Here is an 18,079-nt window from a genome sequence, read left to right on the forward strand (position 1 = left end):
GCTCGCGCCAATCGGGTATATTCCTCCTGCCGAAGCGGAAAGAAACTACTACCGGCAAACAAGCGAACATCCTACCGTGCAGACTTAACTTAAACCAACCAGCCTCCACGAAACCCGGGGCGGTTCACATAGCCGGATCAAGGAATTTCTAAGCACCTTAAAGCGCAGCCTAAAGAATTTTATATTTTCTTTTTTTTGGCCCAGTAGTCATACCCTTTTGGCAAAACCTCTTCTACGAATATTTTGTGTTTCAGCTCGCGAATTTTGGTTTGTGGAATAAAGTGCACATGCTCAAAAAGATTCGCAAAACTTTTTTCTCCTTCTCCCAGCAGTGCATAATCAGGTTGCTCCAGTTCTGTGTAGAGGTTTGGTGTGGCTTTCCTGTTCGAGGTCGGCAGGGCAATTGCAATCTCTGCTTTTTCAATCAGTTTCGCCCCGCTGTGTGCTGCGAAGTTATTTCTGAACGCTATGGCCAAGTCATGCACCTCACGAAACTCCTCAGAAACTTGTCTGCGCTCTAGTTTCACTCTGCGACCATCGGCTTGTGCAAATGCCTTGCCATAAAAAGTTAATGCAGCAACAAACAAGCCCTTGACGAGATTGTATCTCTCCCTGTCCGGTGAGCTGCGGCTGCCATTTTTGTCTTGCGCTGCATCGTCACCACGTATCTCATCAATATGACTGAGCCACCCTTGCGCACTTCGAATGTCTTTTTCGATAAGGACATAGCCAGCTAGCTGTTTTGCCATCGGAGAGTCTAAAACGATGCGCTTACAAACTTTCCCTTTAAAGGAATAGATGCGGTGAATTTCGCCAGCTTTTGGCTCCACAAATTCTTTAATCGACCAAGGCGATTTCTGCTGGAGCATATGTATAGGCAATGTAGGCATGAATCTATCCAGGTAATAACGAGCTGTTGTGACATTATTTCGTAAGGCAAACTATTCGGATAAATTCGAGCGGTTGACTGCATCCACGTATTTACGTCGTATTTCTATGGTTGTATCTACGAAAGGTTCCGGCGTTGTTTTGAGAGATAAAGCGCCGCAAATTTCGCCTCAACTAAACCGACATATTGCATTTAAAAGTTGTATCCAAGGCCGAAACCGGACATCAATTGTTGGGCGCAAGTCTGCTTTCAATAGCATCATTTGGTATCATCATTTGGTATCTTCATTGCTTTAAAAAGTCGCATCAGTTAACCCGCCTTTTTTAATCTTAGCAGCACCGAACTCCCGCCCGACGGGCATGACATTTCCCCATACTTCATTGCCGCGCTGTAGGGGATCAAAATACCGCATGCGTTCCTTTAGCCATTTCTCTTCACGGGATCTCTGCTGATACCCAAAATAAAAATGTCTTTTCTTGATTCTATTTTTCATATTGATTCCGTTGTTACTGGTTCATGGTTTTTAACTGACAAAAGCCATTCTCAGTAGTCAAAAAGTCTATCTAGTGATTTCTTTTTTTGATTTCGCTCTATTTCCTGCAAGACGGGATTGTGAGCGACTTACATAAGGCTTTAGTGACTCTGGATGAGCATGCCCTAGCTCGACAGCTACAGATGCAGCAATAGACAAAGCGCTGGTATCCATACCAAGCGTTAATCGTCGTTGTATCTCATCGACCACCCGACATTCAGCAAATTTCCGCCGAAAGGAATGGAGACCTGCCCCCTTGGGCCTTCCAATTACTTTAAAAGCATTACCGAATATGCGCGATATCGCTTGATCGGTGAGAGGCTTTCCATTTCGAGCTGAAATAAAAATGTGATCTTCAGTTCTAGCTTCGTCCCATCCCATTTCAGCCAATAAGAGGGCGCGCTCGATATTAATAAAATTTAAAATGCGGTTGGCGAGAGCAAACTCCACTTCAAAAAACCACCCATATCCGAATTTTTGTTTAGCCGGAGCGATTCGAATCTTCTCTGAGGATCCTTCTCCTGCAGAGAATTGAGCGCATTTTAATGAGTTAATAGAGCCGCGGCGCCATCCTTGTGCATCTGCAATATCCATTAATAGTACGTTGCGAGTAAATGTGAACGTAGTCCCATTGCGCGCAAAATATTCGCCAAGTGCAGATCGATCACTATCAGTAGCAAAATACCCTTGATCGGGACCTATACCAGCTTGCGCTTTGCGATAGAGAAGGGGGAAATCATTAGTCGCATTGTTTCGAAAACCGCCACGCCATTTTATTCCTTTAATTTGATCGCAGCGCGCTGTCACTTTGCAGTTGTAAGCACCAATTGATCCGCTACTCAATCTTTGGGATTCTTGGCACCAGATTATAAAAAGATATGCACGGCGCAACTTCATATTTACTGTTCGACGCGCAGTTACTTCAGAACCTCGCGATATCTTATTCTCGAGCGTCCGTGAAAGTTCCAAATCTCTAAATTTTAGCAATAGCGAATCGTTAATATTTTTAATTGAAAAATTCGGAATAAGAAATTCGAATAGAGATTTCAAAAGTACAATTTCATTGATAACTGTTTTTGATGAAAGGCTCTCGCGTTGAGAAAGATGATCAGCATAATCCATCAATTCAGGCACAAGCTGGTTACGAATCAAATCGTACGCAACTAACCTTAGGCCACCACATTGATGCCATGACAATCGAATTTTCCGATCGAGCCCCATCTTATTTTCCCTTGTTGCCAGTAGCATCGCCAACCGTTCGTTTGACGTGCGGCAGGCGATCGCGATTGCTTCTAGCGAGGGCTTGCAAAGCGATGTTTTGATCACGAAGGCGATCGTTGTCTAAATTCATTTGGGCAATAGCTCGGCGACATTCAATTAGTTCGAGTTCGATAATTTTTCGTAATGCCTCTGACTCTTTCAATTGCTCGTTGAGCTTTCTCAATGGATTAGAAGTTGTACGCTTTCCTAGGTGAACGCAGTGCTCGTTAAGTTTTGTAATTACAACAGCTGTGCGACGATGAAGCACTCTGTGTTTTTTTAGCGTTTCGTTGGCATTTTTTGAGACTTTTGCAATTGTAAGATTGGGATAGTTGTCGGCACTGTCTGAATCCCAAAAATTGAATTGACGAATTGTCTTTGGAAAATCGCAATACACACCGTTAGCTCTGGGAAGGGTACCAACTGGAGTCTGAATTGCCTCAAGTCCAAGTGCTTCGACAAGCAAGAACTCTAGCGCGTCGATTTTTGCGATGATATTAGATTCAGCTTTTTTTTGATTGACGAATGCGATCGCTGGCTTGATCGTTTCTTTCTTAATCATAATTATCCCGATGAATTAAACATTCTCTTCTTAAAAAATTTCAAAGCTTGTCGCAGATTTCCAATCTCATTTTCGGTTGCAAGCCATTTCACTGAGTTGCGAGGCTGCAACTGCAAAGCCTTTTGTAACTCCCGTTCATCAGCCTCCAAATTGGTCAAATAAGCTGGTGACGTAAGATGGAATATACAAGTTGAGCATGTTAACGGCGTCGCATTTTCCCGTCGAAGTTTGCCGTTTAAAGGGTCAGAGCAGTGCGCAGCTCTCTTCTCGATAACGCTCCCAGCCATACACTGACCGTGCCTCATGGGTTTAGGAAAATTTCCACGTTGTTTAAGGGCGGCAACCACAGCAGTAGCACCCTCCATAGTATTCACATCGAAGCTGACAATCTTTGCGAGCCGATTCTGTATTCGTCGAATATATTTGGAATAGCCTCCGGCATATATACCACCTGACAAAATTGCGAAAACATCTGCAATATGCTTTTCCGTTCCAGTCTCTTGGATTTGTTCGTCAACCTCGCGAACATGTTCCTTCCAAATCAATTTTCTTTCGTCGTCTGAAGATCCGATAGTGTTTGTGATTAACTCAAAATCCTTTCTCGACGATGGATCAGTAATATAAATCAATGTTGATGAGAGACTGAGATGTCCCAACTGAAGAGCAAGCGCTTGTAGGTCTGGATTTTCATATTGGTAGAAGAAAATGAGCGCATAGAACCTGCGAAACATGTGAGGAGTCACTACTTGAGTTGCGCCCGCCCCCAGGGCTAATTGAAAAAATAATGCAGCATCTGTTTCATGCCCTCGATATAAAAATTTGAAATAGTTTGTTCCAGGCGCAAAGCCTCTCGTGAGACTCATTCTTTTATACGAAAACAAATGTCTTTGACTCGAGCCGGAATGATTCTCATCAAAGTCGGATCGAGGCAATATACCAAGAACACTGTTGAATGATTCAAGCATTTGAATTGCGTCAACCGTGATTTTGTTCACGTAAAACGGAACACGTTTTCTATAAGATTTTTCTACATAAAAATTCACTTCATACAAACCTAGTGTCTCGTCGACCAACTGGAGATCATTAGAGCGCAATCCATATTTCGGGTGCAAAATTTCGTCACGTCTCCTCGCGTTCATAGTGGCTATGATCACGAAACATGCCGACATCGCGCATAGCAAGGCATTACGTAAGGAGTGGCGGCCGTTAATACTTCTGTGACCGAAATCCAAGAAGTCAATTTTGAAGGGGAATTCCGCCGGGTCGCTTGTCCGCTCACCCAATTCCTTAACATACGAAGATAAGCGTAATCGCAATGGTGTCTCGGTAGAACGAGAATTTTCCTCAATAATTCGAGCCAACTCTGAATAAAATTTCAAAACTTGAGGAGCATACTCGTATAGCCATTTTGCTGCATCGGCCACCAATTTTATAGCGGCAGCGGCAGGCAGATTACCCGTCCGCCCCCGCGATAGACCTAGCCTCTTGGCAGTCAAACCAACATTTGGAAAGGGGTGGAAGTCAATTCCAAACTGACTGTCCAAGTAGTGGAGATTGTTAATGACTTCTAGATTCTGAAAAAGAGTGCTCTCGGCATATGGCGTGTCTTTTTTTTGTTCTTCAGCCATTTTCTATATTGGTTATATATGTGGTTAGTACTTGACCCTAATGCCAACTGCAAATCTCGTTGCCTACCTTGTTGCCCTTGATGCAGTGAGTATGGTTTCTTGCTCGTGGTTAACGCTTCGTATTGAATGAGAGGCAAACTTTCAATCCTCGATCCAAGTTCGAGAGCCTTCCACCATCCGCCTTGCGCGAGAAGTCGAGGAAGATGCTCAACGTGCCTTGGGCAGAGCCGCTTAAGATCGACTATGTTTTGAAGCCATACATATTCGATGAAGCGTAAAGAAACGAACAAATATAACTGAGCTCTTTCGGTTCGAGATTTCGAATTGGTACATCGATTGAGATATTCTTGTACAGATAAAACTATGGTTGCAATAAGTTCTGGATGGTTGATTAGCAGAGATGTGTGTTCGTAAATTGCGTTGCCGGGAAGTTGCACTTGGCTGAAGTCGTATCTCCAATAATTGTCTTGGTCAAAGTGTGCCTCCAGTCTCTTAACGGTCAGAATATAGTTATTCGAGATCGCAATATCGGAATGATCCAATAATGCTCTCAACCGCTCCATTACCGATGCTTCAAGTTCATCATTAGCTACCCGCAGTTTAGTCATCGCGATCCTCGACGGCCCCAAAAGCATCTATAACTTCGCAAACCTTGTCGCGATGAATACTATTTTTCAGGAAACTCAGCAGCGCAAAGTTCATGATAATCGCGGGGCCATGCAATTTTTCAAAAGCATCCGTGTTAGCTTCGTATAGCCTTTGCCAGTTTCGCTCGTAGTATCCATTCCAACATACAAGCTCTTCTATTCTTTCCCGCGTCACTTCTATCCGACTGTTGATACACCCCTCTCCCGAATGACAATGTCTTGCGTCACAGGTGCCATTTACCAACCAAGTTTCAAATGGCGGAGTTCTAGGATTAACGCAGCTTGTTCCATCTCCAACGAGATATAAAGCGCGCTGCATATTTTCTTCAGGGCCACATAGCTTTCGTGCAAGACGATTCTGGAAGTCAAGATTGATGCTTTTACTGAGAATTTTTTGCAGGAATTGATCGAGATACGTTCCGGTCACATCAATCGATGTATGGCCTGCAATACGGCTTACATCTTCTATGGACCTGCCACGAACTTTGTGCCTTAACAACATGTGAGTTCTGAGTTGTTCTAAACTGAAAGGAGCTATTCCATTCCTAGAACAAATCCGTAAGATGTATTGAGTGATGTTTTTTATGTGCTCGACTTCACAGGGATATCCGCCTCTTTTCCAAGTGGCCCACGCTTCGTTATTGCTATCAGAAATGATCTTAAGCTTTTTAAGCTGATGGTGATTCCACATCAACAAGTTCAGCGCTTGAACCGCGCCTCTGCTAGCTGAATCAAGAACAACCTCTGACGTATATTTCCCCGTTTTACGCTTGAAGCTTTTAATCAAAAAACTACTTCCATCCTGAACTATTGAGTCAACTTGTAGCGCTCTCAGCGTGTCGGCGTTCCAAGCCGTATGGATCATTAGCAAAATAAAAGCTGCCGATAATTCGCAAACGTGCGAGTGCCGATTCATCTGCAAAATTTGCGCGTGAGGGACAGGTTTCATTTGATCAAGGCTAGCCACATCTTCCAGCATAGCCCTCGATAGGGCCGAGGTTTTACTCCAACCTTTGCTTCTAACAACTGCAAAGTCGTGATTTAAAGTGATATTGGTTACATGCACTATTGCACCAAGCAAACGTTTAGGCTCCATGCAAAGAAATTTTTTTGCATAATAGCCGCTAGGGATTCCCTCTAAGATGTAACTATTCGCGTTGCGTAACTCATCTTCTGTGAATTGCAGCATCGAGTGCGCCATCAGAGTTTGGCGAACGTCGTCCCAAAAATTTAACTCAGCTATGCAAGCATCAATCAAGGCGCTTATTTGACTATCCAGTAGGGTACTAATTTTCCGCTTGAGTTCATCGACGTCACTGTGGGGCAATGCGTCTAAAGGCATTTCGCCCGGATTTTGAGGAAGGATTGGTCTAGAGGATCGAAAATTGGAAAGTCGGGAGCGGAAGGGGCGCCCTACGAATTCGTACATTACCCCATCGTTAGAAATCGCCATCAAATATCTACGGAATAACCCCGACGTTCTAAATTGAACAGCTCCGGACCAGCTGGATTTTTCCTCAGCCAATATAGATTCCATCATCGTGAAAAGCGAATGTATATCTCGTCTTAAAACGGCAGTAACCGGTTTGGATAACAGATTTCTACAGTCGGGGTTGGTCGCTACTATCGTTAATGCATTTTTGAACGATCTGACATCTGCGGTGAAATATTGTTTCAAATTGCTGTCTCGCGCCATCCGCGCGATTGCATGCGCGAGCCATCCGTCAGATGCCACCCCATAGTCGGTTAACAGAAAATCAATCTCATAGCTAAATCTACGAGCATTGTTAATCGAGGAAGTGCGTACAGTATATTTACTCATGACGAGTTACATAGGCTGATAGCTTGAAAGGGTGATAACCGCTGGACTAGGCTACATTGTTCAATGTAACCACACTACATTAGTCAATACCGTCAACCTGGCTCCTGCAGATCTGCCCAAGGAATCCGGTCGCTTCGATCTCCCTATCGCCCTCGGCATCCTCGCCGCTTCGCAGCAAATGCCTGCTGATACCTTGGAACGATACGAGTTTGCCGGTGAGCTATCGCTATCCGGTGAACTACGCCCGATACGCGGCGCACTTGCCATGACTTATGCGATGCACCATCGTGGTGATCAGAATCGCCAACAACGTGCATTTATCCTGCCGCGCATGAACGCGGATGAAGCCGCTCTGGTTGCAGATGTCACCATCCTGCCCGCCGATTCGCTGTTGCAAGTATGCGCACATTTCGCCGCACATGATCCTGATGCACGCCTGCAACGTCATGTAGCCACACCAGTCACTGCCTTGCCTGACTATCCGGATCTGGCCGAAGTAAAAGGACAAGCTCAGGCCAAGCGCGCACTGGAAGTGGCTGCTGCTGGCGGTCATAGCGTGTTGATGGTCGGGCCGCCAGGCACCGGCAAGTCCATGCTGGCGAAGCGTTTCGCAGGTATCCTGCGACCGATGACGGATGAAGAAGCGCTGGAATCCGCCGCCGTGCAATCACTGACCAGCGGCTTTAGCAGTGCGCGCTGGAAGCTCAGGCCATTCCGCGCGCCGCATCACACAGCATCCGGTGTCGCATTAGTTGGCGGTGGCGGCACACCGCGCCCCGGAGAAATTTCACTCGCCCATCACGGCTTACTCTTCCTTGACGAACTACCTGAATTTCATCGCTCAGTACTGGAAGTTTTGCGCGAACCGCTGGAGTCTGGCCACATCACGATTTCGCGTGCAGCGCGACAGGCTGATTTCCCCGCACAGTTTCAATTGATAGCAGCGATGAATCCCTGTCCTTGTGGCTATCTCGGACACACGTCAAATCGATGCCGCTGCACACCCGATCTGATCGCACGTTATCAGGGAAAAATTTCCGGCCCTTTACTGGATCGTATTGATATGCAAATCCAGGTCGGTGCACTGCCACATGAAGACTTGCTCAAGCAGGCTGATGGCGAATCATCTGCCGGTATTGCCATGCGCGTCGCACACGCGGCAGCGACGCAACTCGCACGTCAGGGAAAACCCAATCATGCCTTAACGGGAAACGAGATCGAACTGCACTGCCAGCCGGATAACAGCGGCGAACAATTACTGCGCACCGCGATGAGTCGCCTCAACTGGTCGGCGCGTGCTTATCATCGTGTCTTGAAAGTGGCGCGCACCATCGCCGACCTGGGCAATGAAAGCACTATCAGCAAACCGCATGTGGCAGAAGCGATTCAATATCGCAGAGCCTTGCGTGAGCAATGAGTCCCGAGCAAACACTGACATGTCACTGGCATGATCATTGCTAAACCATCACTGCCGAATTGAAAGCGGTGGTTGCACGTGATGACATTGCCGGTCGATATTTTTCCCTTTTATCGATCGGCAATCGAGCGTTTCAGATCTTTAGCAACGCATCAACGCGCGTCAACGATCTCCGGCTCACCATTCGGATAAGGATGCAGGCAATAGACTTTGCCGGTCTTGCCCTGCATATGGGCTTGCGGCCACTTGCCGCGTATTTTGTAGAGAATGTCGCCAGCAAACAGGACCGGCCCCTCGATTAGCTTGGCATTCTTCAAACCGCTTTTTTGCAGACATGCTTGTTGCGTGCTTTTATATAGAGCATCCCACGCATCTGGTGATGAGGCATGAGCAGATACATTGAGAAAAGCAAATGCTGCAAATACAAGGATGTGACGCATAGCGATTTCCTTCTCAGGTATGCAACAGGTCAGCAAACTTATTCGACCGGGATGATTTTGGTTTCATACATTTTAGCCAGTGGCTTTTTCGCTTTGGCCCACGCCACTGCTTGTTGCGCTTCGGCCAGACTCATGGTCGAGGCCTTGTCCTTGCTGCGTATGAAGGAGACTCCCTCAAAAACGCCTTCCTTGCTTTTCATCAGTTTGGCATAGACCGGCAAGTCTTTCTCCTGCGGGCCCGTTTTGCGTTGTTCGATAAAATAAAGTTGTTCTTTATCAGTCATAAGATTCTTTAAATAGTGGCGAGAGAGGCTTAACCCAGCTTGCTGTTGTCGAAGGCCAGCATATTCCAGGTCACACCCATGCGTACATCGTCTTTCAGTGCGACCAGCTGACGCGACATATACAGCTGATCCTTATCCTTGCGCAGCTTTTCACCCAGGGTGTTTTTAAGGATGCCGGCACCCGCCATGATGCGATCAATATTGCCGTAACTTTGCAGCAGCTTGGCGGCAGTTTTCACACCCACTTTGGACACACCAGGAATGCTGTCCGATACATCGCCCATCAGGGCCAGCAAATCGGTGAGCATTTCCGGCGGCACACCGAACTTGGCTTCCACCCATTTGCTGTCGTGCCATTCACCCTTGAAGTGATCCCAGATTACCGCGCCATGTTCTATCAACGTGTGCAAATCTTTATCAGTAGACGCAATGATCGCTTCACCACGGCCTTCACCCAGCCAGCGCAGCACGCCAGTCGCGATGACATCATCCGCCTCCACTTCGGGAATCGACACCACATGCAGACCCAGCTCCGCCAGTTGGACATAAAAATCAGGCAGGCGCTCCTTCAATGCGTCCGGCATAGGCGCGCGATTTTCACGATAGCGCGCGTACACATCATGGCGCCAGGTATGCCCGCCAAAATCAAAAGCAGGCAAGACATGCGTAGGTTGATGCGCCGTCAGCAACTTGCGAAAGGAGGCGACAGAATGGCGCAAGGCGGTATCTGCCTTGATGGCTTCATCCTCTTCCATATTCGCTTCATAGACGCGCCGCACTATATTCAGGCCATCTATCGCAAGCAGTTTTCCCATTAGTCCCAACCTTATGCAAACATGCGCTGAAATATGCCAACGCGGGTAAAGATGGTCATTTTACAAGCCTTTCTCCGACTCACTAAACCCTTGAATTGCCATTGTCACAAGCAAAATGCAACTGATATGTCGCATATTTGATGAAATCTGAAAAAACATAATGTTTCCACATGGAAATATTGCTCATTTCCGTCGATAATATCGTCCGATTCACTGCAAAGCCGTGCCATCTTCCGGCTACGCCAACTTCTTGCACACCCATGGCAAGACAGTCGCAAGCAATCCATAAGCTTCAACGTACGTCGCGCAGCTTCGTTATTCCACCCTGCCGTATCTTTGGAACAGACCATGAAAATCACAAACTTGAAAATCAGTACGCGTCTCAGCCTCGGCTTCGCCCTACTGCTCACCTTGATGGTCGTCATGACCGTCGTCGGCATCCTGCGCCTGCAGCAAGTCGGCACCTCAACACAAGTCATGGCTGATACCATGCTGCCGAAAGAACGTCTGGCGCAGGAATGGTTGTCAGCCGTCGACGTCAACGGTGCGCGCACACTCGCGTCCGTGAAGACCACCAGCGCCGAAGATCAAGCTTTTTTCCAAAAGCAAATGGAAGCGACCAGCACACGCGCCAGCGAACTGCAGAAAATCATAGAAGGCATGGTCAAGACGCCGGAAGACAAGCGTCTGATCGAAGCAGTAGGCGTCGCGCGTAATAGCTACCGCGACATCCGCCAAACCGTACTCAAAACCAAGGCCAGCGGCCAGATCGCAGAAGCGCAGGCCATGATCAACGAAAAAATGCTGCCTGCGATGGAAGCGTATAGCAAGTCCATCGATGCAGTTCTGCAAAACGAAAAGAAAATGATCGATGAAGCCGGTGCCAGCATCCAGGCCGCCTTCCTGTCTGGTCGCAGCCTGCTGATCGGTTTGCTGGTCGCAGCAGTTGCGCTCGGCGTGTTCTTTGCGTGGCGCCTGGCCATCAGCATTACACGTCCGTTGAACCGTGCCGTCACAGTGGCACGCACGGTCGCTTCCGGTGATTTGTCGGCCAGGATAGATGTCGCATCGAATGACGAAACCGGTCAGCTGATGCAAGCGCTGAAAGACATGACGCAAAGCCTGAACAAAACCGTCACCGAAGTGCGCAGCGGTACCGAAACCATCGCCACTGCGTCACGTCAGATTGCATCCGGCAATTTGGATCTGTCGTCGCGTACCGAAGAACAAGCCAGCTCGCTCGGCGAAACCGCAGCTTCTATGGGCCAGCTGACATCGACTGTGCGCCAGAATGCGGACAACGCACGCCAGGCCAATAGCTTGGCTATGTCAGCTTCGGATGTCGCAATCAAAGGTGGCTCGGTAGTCTCCGAAGTTGTCGACACCATGGAATCCATCAATGAATCGGCACGCAAGATCGTCGACATCATCAGCGTCATCGATGGCATCGCATTCCAGACCAACATCCTCGCGTTAAATGCCGCGGTCGAAGCTGCACGCGCAGGCGAACAAGGGCGCGGCTTTGCTGTTGTCGCAACTGAAGTACGCAATCTGGCGCAACGCTCGGCTGCTGCTGCCAAGGAAATCAAAGTACTGATCGGTGACTCGGTAGGCAAAGTCGAAGCAGGCAGCAAACTAGTCAATGAAGCAGGCAGCACGATGGGTGAAATCGTCGATAGCGTTAAACGCGTGACCGACATCATGGCTGAAATCATGGCCGCCAGTCAGGAACAAAGCTCGGGCATCGACCAGGTCAATCAGGCCATCGGTCAAATGGACCAGGTCACACAACAAAATGCTGCGCTGGTTGAAGAAGCAGCGGCTGCCGCTGAATCGCTGCAAGACCAGGCCAGCAACCTGGCGCGCGTGGTTAGCCAGTTCAAACTGGATGGCAATCAGGTTTCCCTGACCAATACACTGGATGACATCCCGCTGGTACGCAGCAACACCCCTGCAATCCGTACGGCCGCCGCCAAACCATTGTTGTCCAATCCGGCACACGCACCGAAACGCGAAAAAGCCACCGCCGGTGCCGATGACTGGGAAGAGTTTTAATCAGGCATCAGTCAGCCATATCAGGCCAGCCTAGCGCTGGCCTTTTTTATTGCGGCCATCTGCGGTGTACCATAAGCATCCATTTATCTTCATACGCGCCCCCTACTGCTTACGCTCATGAAATCTGCCAGCCGCTCTGTTTTCAGCATCGCACTGCTCAATACCTGTTTGCTGCTCGCTGCCTGCTCACCAAAATTTGATTGGCGCGAGATCCGCAGCAACGACGCGCCGTACGCAGTCGCCATGCCGAGCAAACCAAATACGGTGACACGTCAGATCGATTTAAATGGCAGCCAGGTGGCGATGACGATGACGGTGTCTACAGTGGATGGCGTCACTTTCGCAGTAGGGACTGCAGAGTTGCCGGATGCAACGCAGGCGCAAGTTTCATTGAACTCTATGAAAACTGCACTGGTCAAAAATATAGTCGGCACCATCAAGGAAGAAAAAGTGCTGACGATGCCGCACGGCACGGCAGGCGGACAGTTGGCCATAACGGAAATACAGGCGCTCGGCGCTGCCGGAGCAAACGGAGATGATCAGGTAAGGGTGTTGTTTGCCCGGTTCGTAGCAAAAGATAAACGGGTGTACCAACTGGTCGTTACTGGTGCAGAAAAAGTCGTTAAACGTGAATTGGCGGATACTTTCTTTACGTCCTTTAAATTGAACTAAAAACCAACTTAAAACATCACTCAACACCCAGCATAACTTCGCTACAACACTTGCAGAAATCGTGCTAAGGTTTAAGCGTCGTTCACTTCAAGGAGGCTGCTCATGTTAATCACGTTCAAATCCAAAGCCGCAGCCGAGGTACTGATGTATGAAGAGCATGCAAAACGCATACTCGACCTTCTGCACAAAGACCACAAACGTGGCGTCATTACTGCAGCAGAAACCGCAAATGCCATCAAATTGCTGGAGCAGGAAATCACCGAAAGCAAAGCCCACTTCGCCTCGGAAGCAGTACAACGCGATGTCGTCGCACATCATGGCGAAAACGGCGACGACAACGAACACGAGCAACCGGAACCAGTACGCTTCTCCTCGCGCGCCTATCCTTTACTGGAAATGTTGCGTGCAGCCCGCGCCGAAAACCAGGACATCGTCTGGGGCGTATAGCCCGCATGGCGCAAATATAGCCGTCTAAATCTTCCTTCCAGGCAAACCCTGGTTTCCGACAGCAGACGCGGAGCAGTTTGCAGCAGAAAACTGCCTCCGCGCTTGCGTCCAAGCCAGGACTGACACCGCTTTGGCAGCACTGGAATACCTCGTTTATCCCTGATATTCCCGATTTTTTTCGATTTATCTGCCCCGCAAGCGCGTTTCGTGCGCTCGCACCGCTACAATCACGTCATTGAAAAATTCAGGAACCGGTGAGCATCGGTTCTGGCTGGACCATGCAACGCAGGCAAGTCATGCGCGTACGCATCAGCTTTAACGAAAAGATAACGTGACCACCATCAATTTAAAGCCCGATTCCCTAGCCTTCAGTTTGCATGGTGCGGCACAAGCCGTCGCTGCCGTCGGCCGCGGTGTTGCGCTGCCACAAGCACTCGCGCAAATCTTTGCGCAAACCCATGCCATACCGCAAGCGCGCGGCGCGATCCAGGACCTTTCTTACTACAGCATGCGCCATATCGGCCGCGCCGAATCATTGCTCAATGCAATGACGACCAAACCAACTGAGCCTGCCGTTTTGCATGGTCTGCTGTGCTGCGCACTGGCCCTGGTATCGGATACGCAGGAAGCTGAACCGCGTTACAGCGATTTCACGGTGGTCGATCAGGCTGTGACCGCTGCTGCGGCAGATCCCGACATGGCGCATGCCAAAGGGATGGTCAATGCGGTATTGCGCCGTTTCCTACGTGAACGCGATGCATTAATGAAGAGTGCGGCGGGCAAACAATTTGCGCGCTGGAACTACCCGGACTGGTGGATAGACCGTATGCGTTCGGCTTATCCGGAAACCTGGCAGGCCATACTTGAAGCAGGTAATGCTGCGCCGCCGCTGACCTTGCGCGTGAATCGTCGCAAGACGACGGTGGACGACTACCTCGCGATGTTGGCGACACAATCCGTGCTCGCTACCCGGGTCGGCACGGACGCCGTCAAGCTGGCGCAACCGACGCCAGTCAACCTGATCCCCGGCTTCAATGAAGGTTTGGTCTCGGTACAGGATGCCGCCGCCCAGTTGGCTGCACCGTTGCTGGGCTTGCGCGACGGCATGCGGGTACTCGATGCTTGCGCCGCACCGGGCGGTAAAAGCGGGCATATTCTGGAAAGCGCTGATGTAGAACTGATCGCGCTCGACAATGAAGCGCGCCGTGTACCACGCATCGCAGAGAATCTGGAACGCCTGCAATTACAGGCACAGTTATTGACCGGCGACGCCAGCAGCACCGACTGGTGGGACGGCAAGCCGTTTGACCGCATCCTGGCTGATGTACCATGCACCGCCTCCGGCATCGTGCGTCGTCATCCGGACATACGCTGGCTGCGCCGCAAGGGAGATACAACACAGCTGGCGGCAATTTCTGCCAAAATTCTCGACAACCTTTGGCAGATGCTGCAAGCGGATGGTAAATTGCTGTTTGTCACCTGTTCGCTGTGGCCTCAGGAATCGGAAGCGCAGGCAGCAGCATTTGCCGCACGCAATAATGCAACCCGCTTACCCGCACCCGGCCAGTTGTTGCCAACGGCAAATGCGGATAATGACCACGACGGTTTGTTTTATGCATTGTTTCAAAAAACCGTATCCTGAACGATTAACGCTGCAACCTAACTTATCAGGCAGTTGAGCTGCCCTCCGAAGACGCGTGAAACGAAAACTTTTCTTACCCCTTTACTGGCTGTGCGCCATTATGTTGCTGGCGTTCTCGCTGCAACATAGCAATGCACAGGCGGCGGAAGGCATAGAAATCGTAGAAGCGCATCTGGAAGACAGCACGGAAGGTTATCGCCTCGCAGCAACCTACTCGTTTGATTTGAGCCGGGGCCTGGAAGATGCGTTGACACGCGGTATCCCTCTCTACTTCACCACCGAAATTGAAATCAACAAACCGCGCTGGTACTGGTTCGATGCCAAGGAAGTAAGCGAAAGCCAGACCATACGCATTTCCTACAACGTCCTGACGCGCCAGTATCACGCCGCCATCACTGGCCGGCTGCAACAAAGTTTCGCCTCACTGGATGACGCCCTGTCTATGGTGCGCCGTCCGAATCGCTGGGTCATCGCCGATCGCAACACGCTGAAAGTAGGCCAGACCTACGAAGTCGCGGTGCGCATGCAACTGGATGTGGCGCAATTACCCAAACCGTTCCAGGTCCACGCGATGAACAGTAGCGACTGGCGACTGTCGTCGAACTGGAAACGCTTCACCTATACGGCGGAACGCCAGTGACCCGACTACTTCGGTATCTGCTGGTTGTCGGCGGGGCGGTAGTCAGTATTCTGTTGTTCCTGCTCGCGTCGGCATCTGAAAATTCCAACCTGTTTGAACAAAACTATCCGTGGCTGCTGATCCTGAATGCAGTCGTGGCCGGTGCTTTGCTGCTGCTGGTCATCCTGCTACTTGTACGATTGTACAAACGCTACAAACGCGGCAAATTCGGCTCCAAGCTGATGGCGCGGCTGGTGCTGCTGTTCGCCGTCATTGGCATCTTGCCAGGTGCGGTGATTTACACGGTCTCGGTGCAATTCGTCTCGCGCTCCATCGAATCCTGGTTTGACGTAAGGGTGGAATCAGCGCTGGAATCCGGCCTCAACCTCGGTCGTGCCGCGCTCGACTCGTCACTCAGTGATTTGCAAACCAAAGCGCGCAATATGGCGCTGGAACTCTCCGACCTGTCGGATGCGATGCAGATCACCCAACTCTCACGCATGCGTGACCAGAACCTGCAGCAGGAAGCGGTAATCGTCACCAGCAACGGCCAGATGATCGCCAGCTCCGGCTCGCAACTCAGTTCCTTGCTGCCGGATCTGCCTACCGCCGCCATGTTGCGTCAGGCACGCCAGACCCGTTATTACGCGGTCATCGAAGGCAATAACGAATTCCAGGACGAGACCGGCAACAGCAAACCACGCACCAATACCAATCCGGTCGCCAACAATGCCAACAGCATGTATTTGCGCGTCGTGGTTGAAATCCCGACTTCCAGCAAAGCCTTGCTGCTGCAAACCGATACCCGCTACCTGCAATTGCGCCAACCGGTACCTGAGCAGCTGGCGACCAATGCGGAAGCCCTGCGTCTCGCCTACAGCGAATACCAGGAGCGTTACCTGGCGCGTACCGGCTTGCGCAAGATTTACATCGTCACCCTTACGCTGACCCTGCTGCTGGCGATCTTCGGTGCGATCGCCGCTGCGTTCCTGATCGCCAGCGACCTGGCCAAACCACTGCTGTTGCTGGCGGAAGGCACCAAGGCGGTGGCCGAAGGTAATCTGTCGCCGCGACCTATCGTAGCGTCGAGGGATGAGCTCGGCACCCTGACGCAATCGTTTAATACCATGACGCGTCAGTTGGCCGATGCACGCGCCTCGGTCGAGAAGAACCGCTCCGAACTGGAAAATGCCAAAGGCTATCTGGAATCGGTGCTGGCGAATATGTCAGCCGGGGTGATGGTGCTGGACCGCAACTTCAGACTAGTCACCTGTAACGAATCCGTAGAGCGCATACTGCAGCACGACTTTGCCCAGCACATAGGCAAACCACTGAAGGATATAGATGGTCTCAGCACCTTCGCACAGGTGATCACGCAATCCTTCTCGGAACAAAGTGCACAATCGGCCGCTGGTCGCGCCGGTGGTGAAAGCCTGCACTGGCAGCATCAAATCGATGTGCCGCGCCGCATGGGTGGGCCGGAAACCGAAAACGATATCTCGCTGCTGGCGCGCGGTTCACGCCTGCCGGGTGCACGCGAGGGTAGCTATGTGGTCGTGTTCGATGATATTTCCGACGTCATCTCGGCACAGCGCTCGATTGCATGGGGTGAAGTCGCACGTCGCCTCGCCCATGAGATCAAAAATCCGCTGACGCCTATCCAGCTTTCGGCAGAACGCTTACACATGAAACTGGAAGGCAAGCTGGAAGAAGCCGATGCCAAGGTGCTGGAACGCAGTACCGAAACAATTGTGAACCAGGTCACGGCCATGAAGCGCATGGTGGACGACTTCCGCGATTACGCGAAAACCCCACCCGCAGTATTGTCTTCACTTGATCTGAACGCATTGATCGAAGAAATCCTGCACCTCTATCTCAACGGCGACGGCGGCGATATCATCCATGCGTCACTGGCACAGGACTTGCCACTGATCATGGGCGATCCGACGCAGCTGCGCCAGGTCATTCACAACCTGCTGCAGAATGCGCAGGACGCGGTGGCTGATCGTGGTGAGCAGGCAGCAGCGCCACGCATAGATATCATTACCGAGGAAATCCATTACCGCAGTTCCGACGGCGCCGTCAGCAATGCAGTACAACTGACCATCACCGACAATGGCCCGGGTTTCACGCCGAAAATCCTGGCGCATGCGTTCGAGCCGTACATCACGTCGAAACCACGTGGCACCGGACTCGGGCTGGCCATGGTCAAAAAAATTATCGAAGAACACGGCGGTCGCATAGATATTCAGAACCGCAGCGATACGAACGGTGCGAAAGTAGCTATTTTGCTGTTAAAGTTATCCTCCGAATGAAAGCTGAAATAAAACACAGCGCATTAGGGGGGC

16 protein-coding genes are annotated in these 18,079 nt (G+C 50.3%); 7 read left to right on the forward strand and 9 right to left on the reverse strand.

Annotated elements, in window-relative coordinates:
• Positions 1-179: 179 nt before the first annotated feature.
• The 6 genes from IXC47_RS10130 to IXC47_RS10155 form a co-directional block, all read right to left on the reverse strand.
• Positions 180-890, reverse strand: a complete 711-nt coding sequence (locus IXC47_RS10130; protein WP_195875561.1) for a hypothetical protein — start codon at positions 888-890, stop codon at positions 180-182.
• 291 nt (positions 891-1,181) lie between these two features.
• Positions 1,182-1,382, reverse strand: coding sequence for a hypothetical protein (locus IXC47_RS10135; RefSeq protein WP_195875562.1), 201 nt, complete (start codon positions 1,380-1,382; stop codon positions 1,182-1,184).
• Positions 1,383-1,448: 66 nt separating this feature from the next.
• A complete protein-coding gene (locus tag IXC47_RS10140; protein WP_195875563.1) occupies positions 1,449-2,642 on the reverse strand; it encodes a site-specific integrase in 1,194 nt (397 codons plus the stop codon).
• Between the two features lies 1 nt (position 2,643).
• Positions 2,644-3,243 carry a hypothetical protein gene (locus tag IXC47_RS10145; RefSeq protein WP_195875564.1) on the reverse strand — a complete coding sequence of 200 codons (600 nt, stop codon included), beginning with the start codon at positions 3,241-3,243 and terminating at the stop codon, positions 2,644-2,646.
• A gap of 2 nt (positions 3,244-3,245) precedes the next feature.
• A complete protein-coding gene (locus IXC47_RS10150; protein ID WP_195875565.1) occupies positions 3,246-4,871 on the reverse strand; it encodes a site-specific integrase in 1,626 nt (541 codons plus the stop codon).
• Between the two features lie 600 nt (positions 4,872-5,471).
• Entirely contained in the window at positions 5,472-7,340 is a 1,869-nt protein-coding gene (locus IXC47_RS10155) for a site-specific integrase (protein ID WP_195875566.1), read from the reverse strand.
• Between the two features lie 31 nt (positions 7,341-7,371).
• Here IXC47_RS10155 and IXC47_RS10160 point away from each other — a divergent pair, with 31 nt between their 5' ends.
• A complete protein-coding gene (locus IXC47_RS10160; protein ID WP_326838395.1) occupies positions 7,372-8,757 on the forward strand; it encodes a YifB family Mg chelatase-like AAA ATPase in 1,386 nt (461 codons plus the stop codon).
• A 152-nt stretch (positions 8,758-8,909) separates the two neighbouring features.
• Here IXC47_RS10160 and IXC47_RS10165 read toward each other — a convergent pair whose 3' ends face one another.
• The 3 genes from IXC47_RS10165 to IXC47_RS10175 are packed head-to-tail and all read right to left on the reverse strand — an operon-like array spanning position 8,910 to position 10,296.
• Positions 8,910-9,197 (reverse strand): hypothetical protein, encoded by a 288-nt coding sequence (locus tag IXC47_RS10165; protein ID WP_195875567.1) that lies wholly within the window; start codon positions 9,195-9,197, stop codon positions 8,910-8,912.
• A gap of 38 nt (positions 9,198-9,235) precedes the next feature.
• A complete protein-coding gene (locus IXC47_RS10170; protein ID WP_124573109.1) occupies positions 9,236-9,481 on the reverse strand; it encodes a hypothetical protein in 246 nt (81 codons plus the stop codon).
• A gap of 29 nt (positions 9,482-9,510) precedes the next feature.
• Complete coding sequence (locus tag IXC47_RS10175) at positions 9,511-10,296, reverse strand: 5'-3' exonuclease (protein WP_195875568.1); 786 nt, start codon at positions 10,294-10,296, stop codon at positions 9,511-9,513.
• 348 nt (positions 10,297-10,644) lie between these two features.
• Between IXC47_RS10175 and IXC47_RS10180 the strand changes: the two genes are divergently transcribed.
• From IXC47_RS10180 to IXC47_RS10205, 6 genes are all read left to right on the forward strand, one after another.
• Positions 10,645-12,351 (forward strand): methyl-accepting chemotaxis protein, encoded by a 1,707-nt coding sequence (locus IXC47_RS10180; protein WP_195875569.1) that lies wholly within the window; start codon positions 10,645-10,647, stop codon positions 12,349-12,351.
• 117 nt (positions 12,352-12,468) lie between these two features.
• Positions 12,469-13,023, forward strand: a complete 555-nt coding sequence (locus IXC47_RS10185) for a hypothetical protein (protein WP_195875570.1) — start codon at positions 12,469-12,471, stop codon at positions 13,021-13,023.
• 102 nt (positions 13,024-13,125) lie between these two features.
• Positions 13,126-13,470, forward strand: coding sequence for a DUF1840 domain-containing protein (locus tag IXC47_RS10190; RefSeq protein WP_175624265.1), 345 nt, complete (start codon positions 13,126-13,128; stop codon positions 13,468-13,470).
• Positions 13,471-13,801: 331 nt separating this feature from the next.
• On the forward strand, positions 13,802-15,112 hold the full coding sequence (rsmB, locus tag IXC47_RS10195) for a 16S rRNA (cytosine(967)-C(5))-methyltransferase RsmB (RefSeq protein ID WP_195875571.1): 1,311 nt from the start codon (positions 13,802-13,804) through the stop codon (positions 15,110-15,112).
• A 100-nt stretch (positions 15,113-15,212) separates the two neighbouring features.
• Positions 15,213-15,752, forward strand: a complete 540-nt coding sequence (locus IXC47_RS10200) for a DUF4390 domain-containing protein (protein WP_175625171.1) — start codon at positions 15,213-15,215, stop codon at positions 15,750-15,752.
• Positions 15,749-18,046 (forward strand): sensor histidine kinase, encoded by a 2,298-nt coding sequence (locus tag IXC47_RS10205; RefSeq protein WP_195875572.1) that lies wholly within the window; start codon positions 15,749-15,751, stop codon positions 18,044-18,046. Before IXC47_RS10200 ends, IXC47_RS10205 begins: the two co-directional genes overlap by 4 nt.
• The last annotated feature ends 33 nt before the right edge of the window (positions 18,047-18,079 follow it).

This window comes from Herminiimonas contaminans (assembly GCF_015645465.1).
GTDB classification, from domain to species: domain Bacteria; phylum Pseudomonadota; class Gammaproteobacteria; order Burkholderiales; family Burkholderiaceae_D; genus Oxalicibacterium; species Oxalicibacterium contaminans.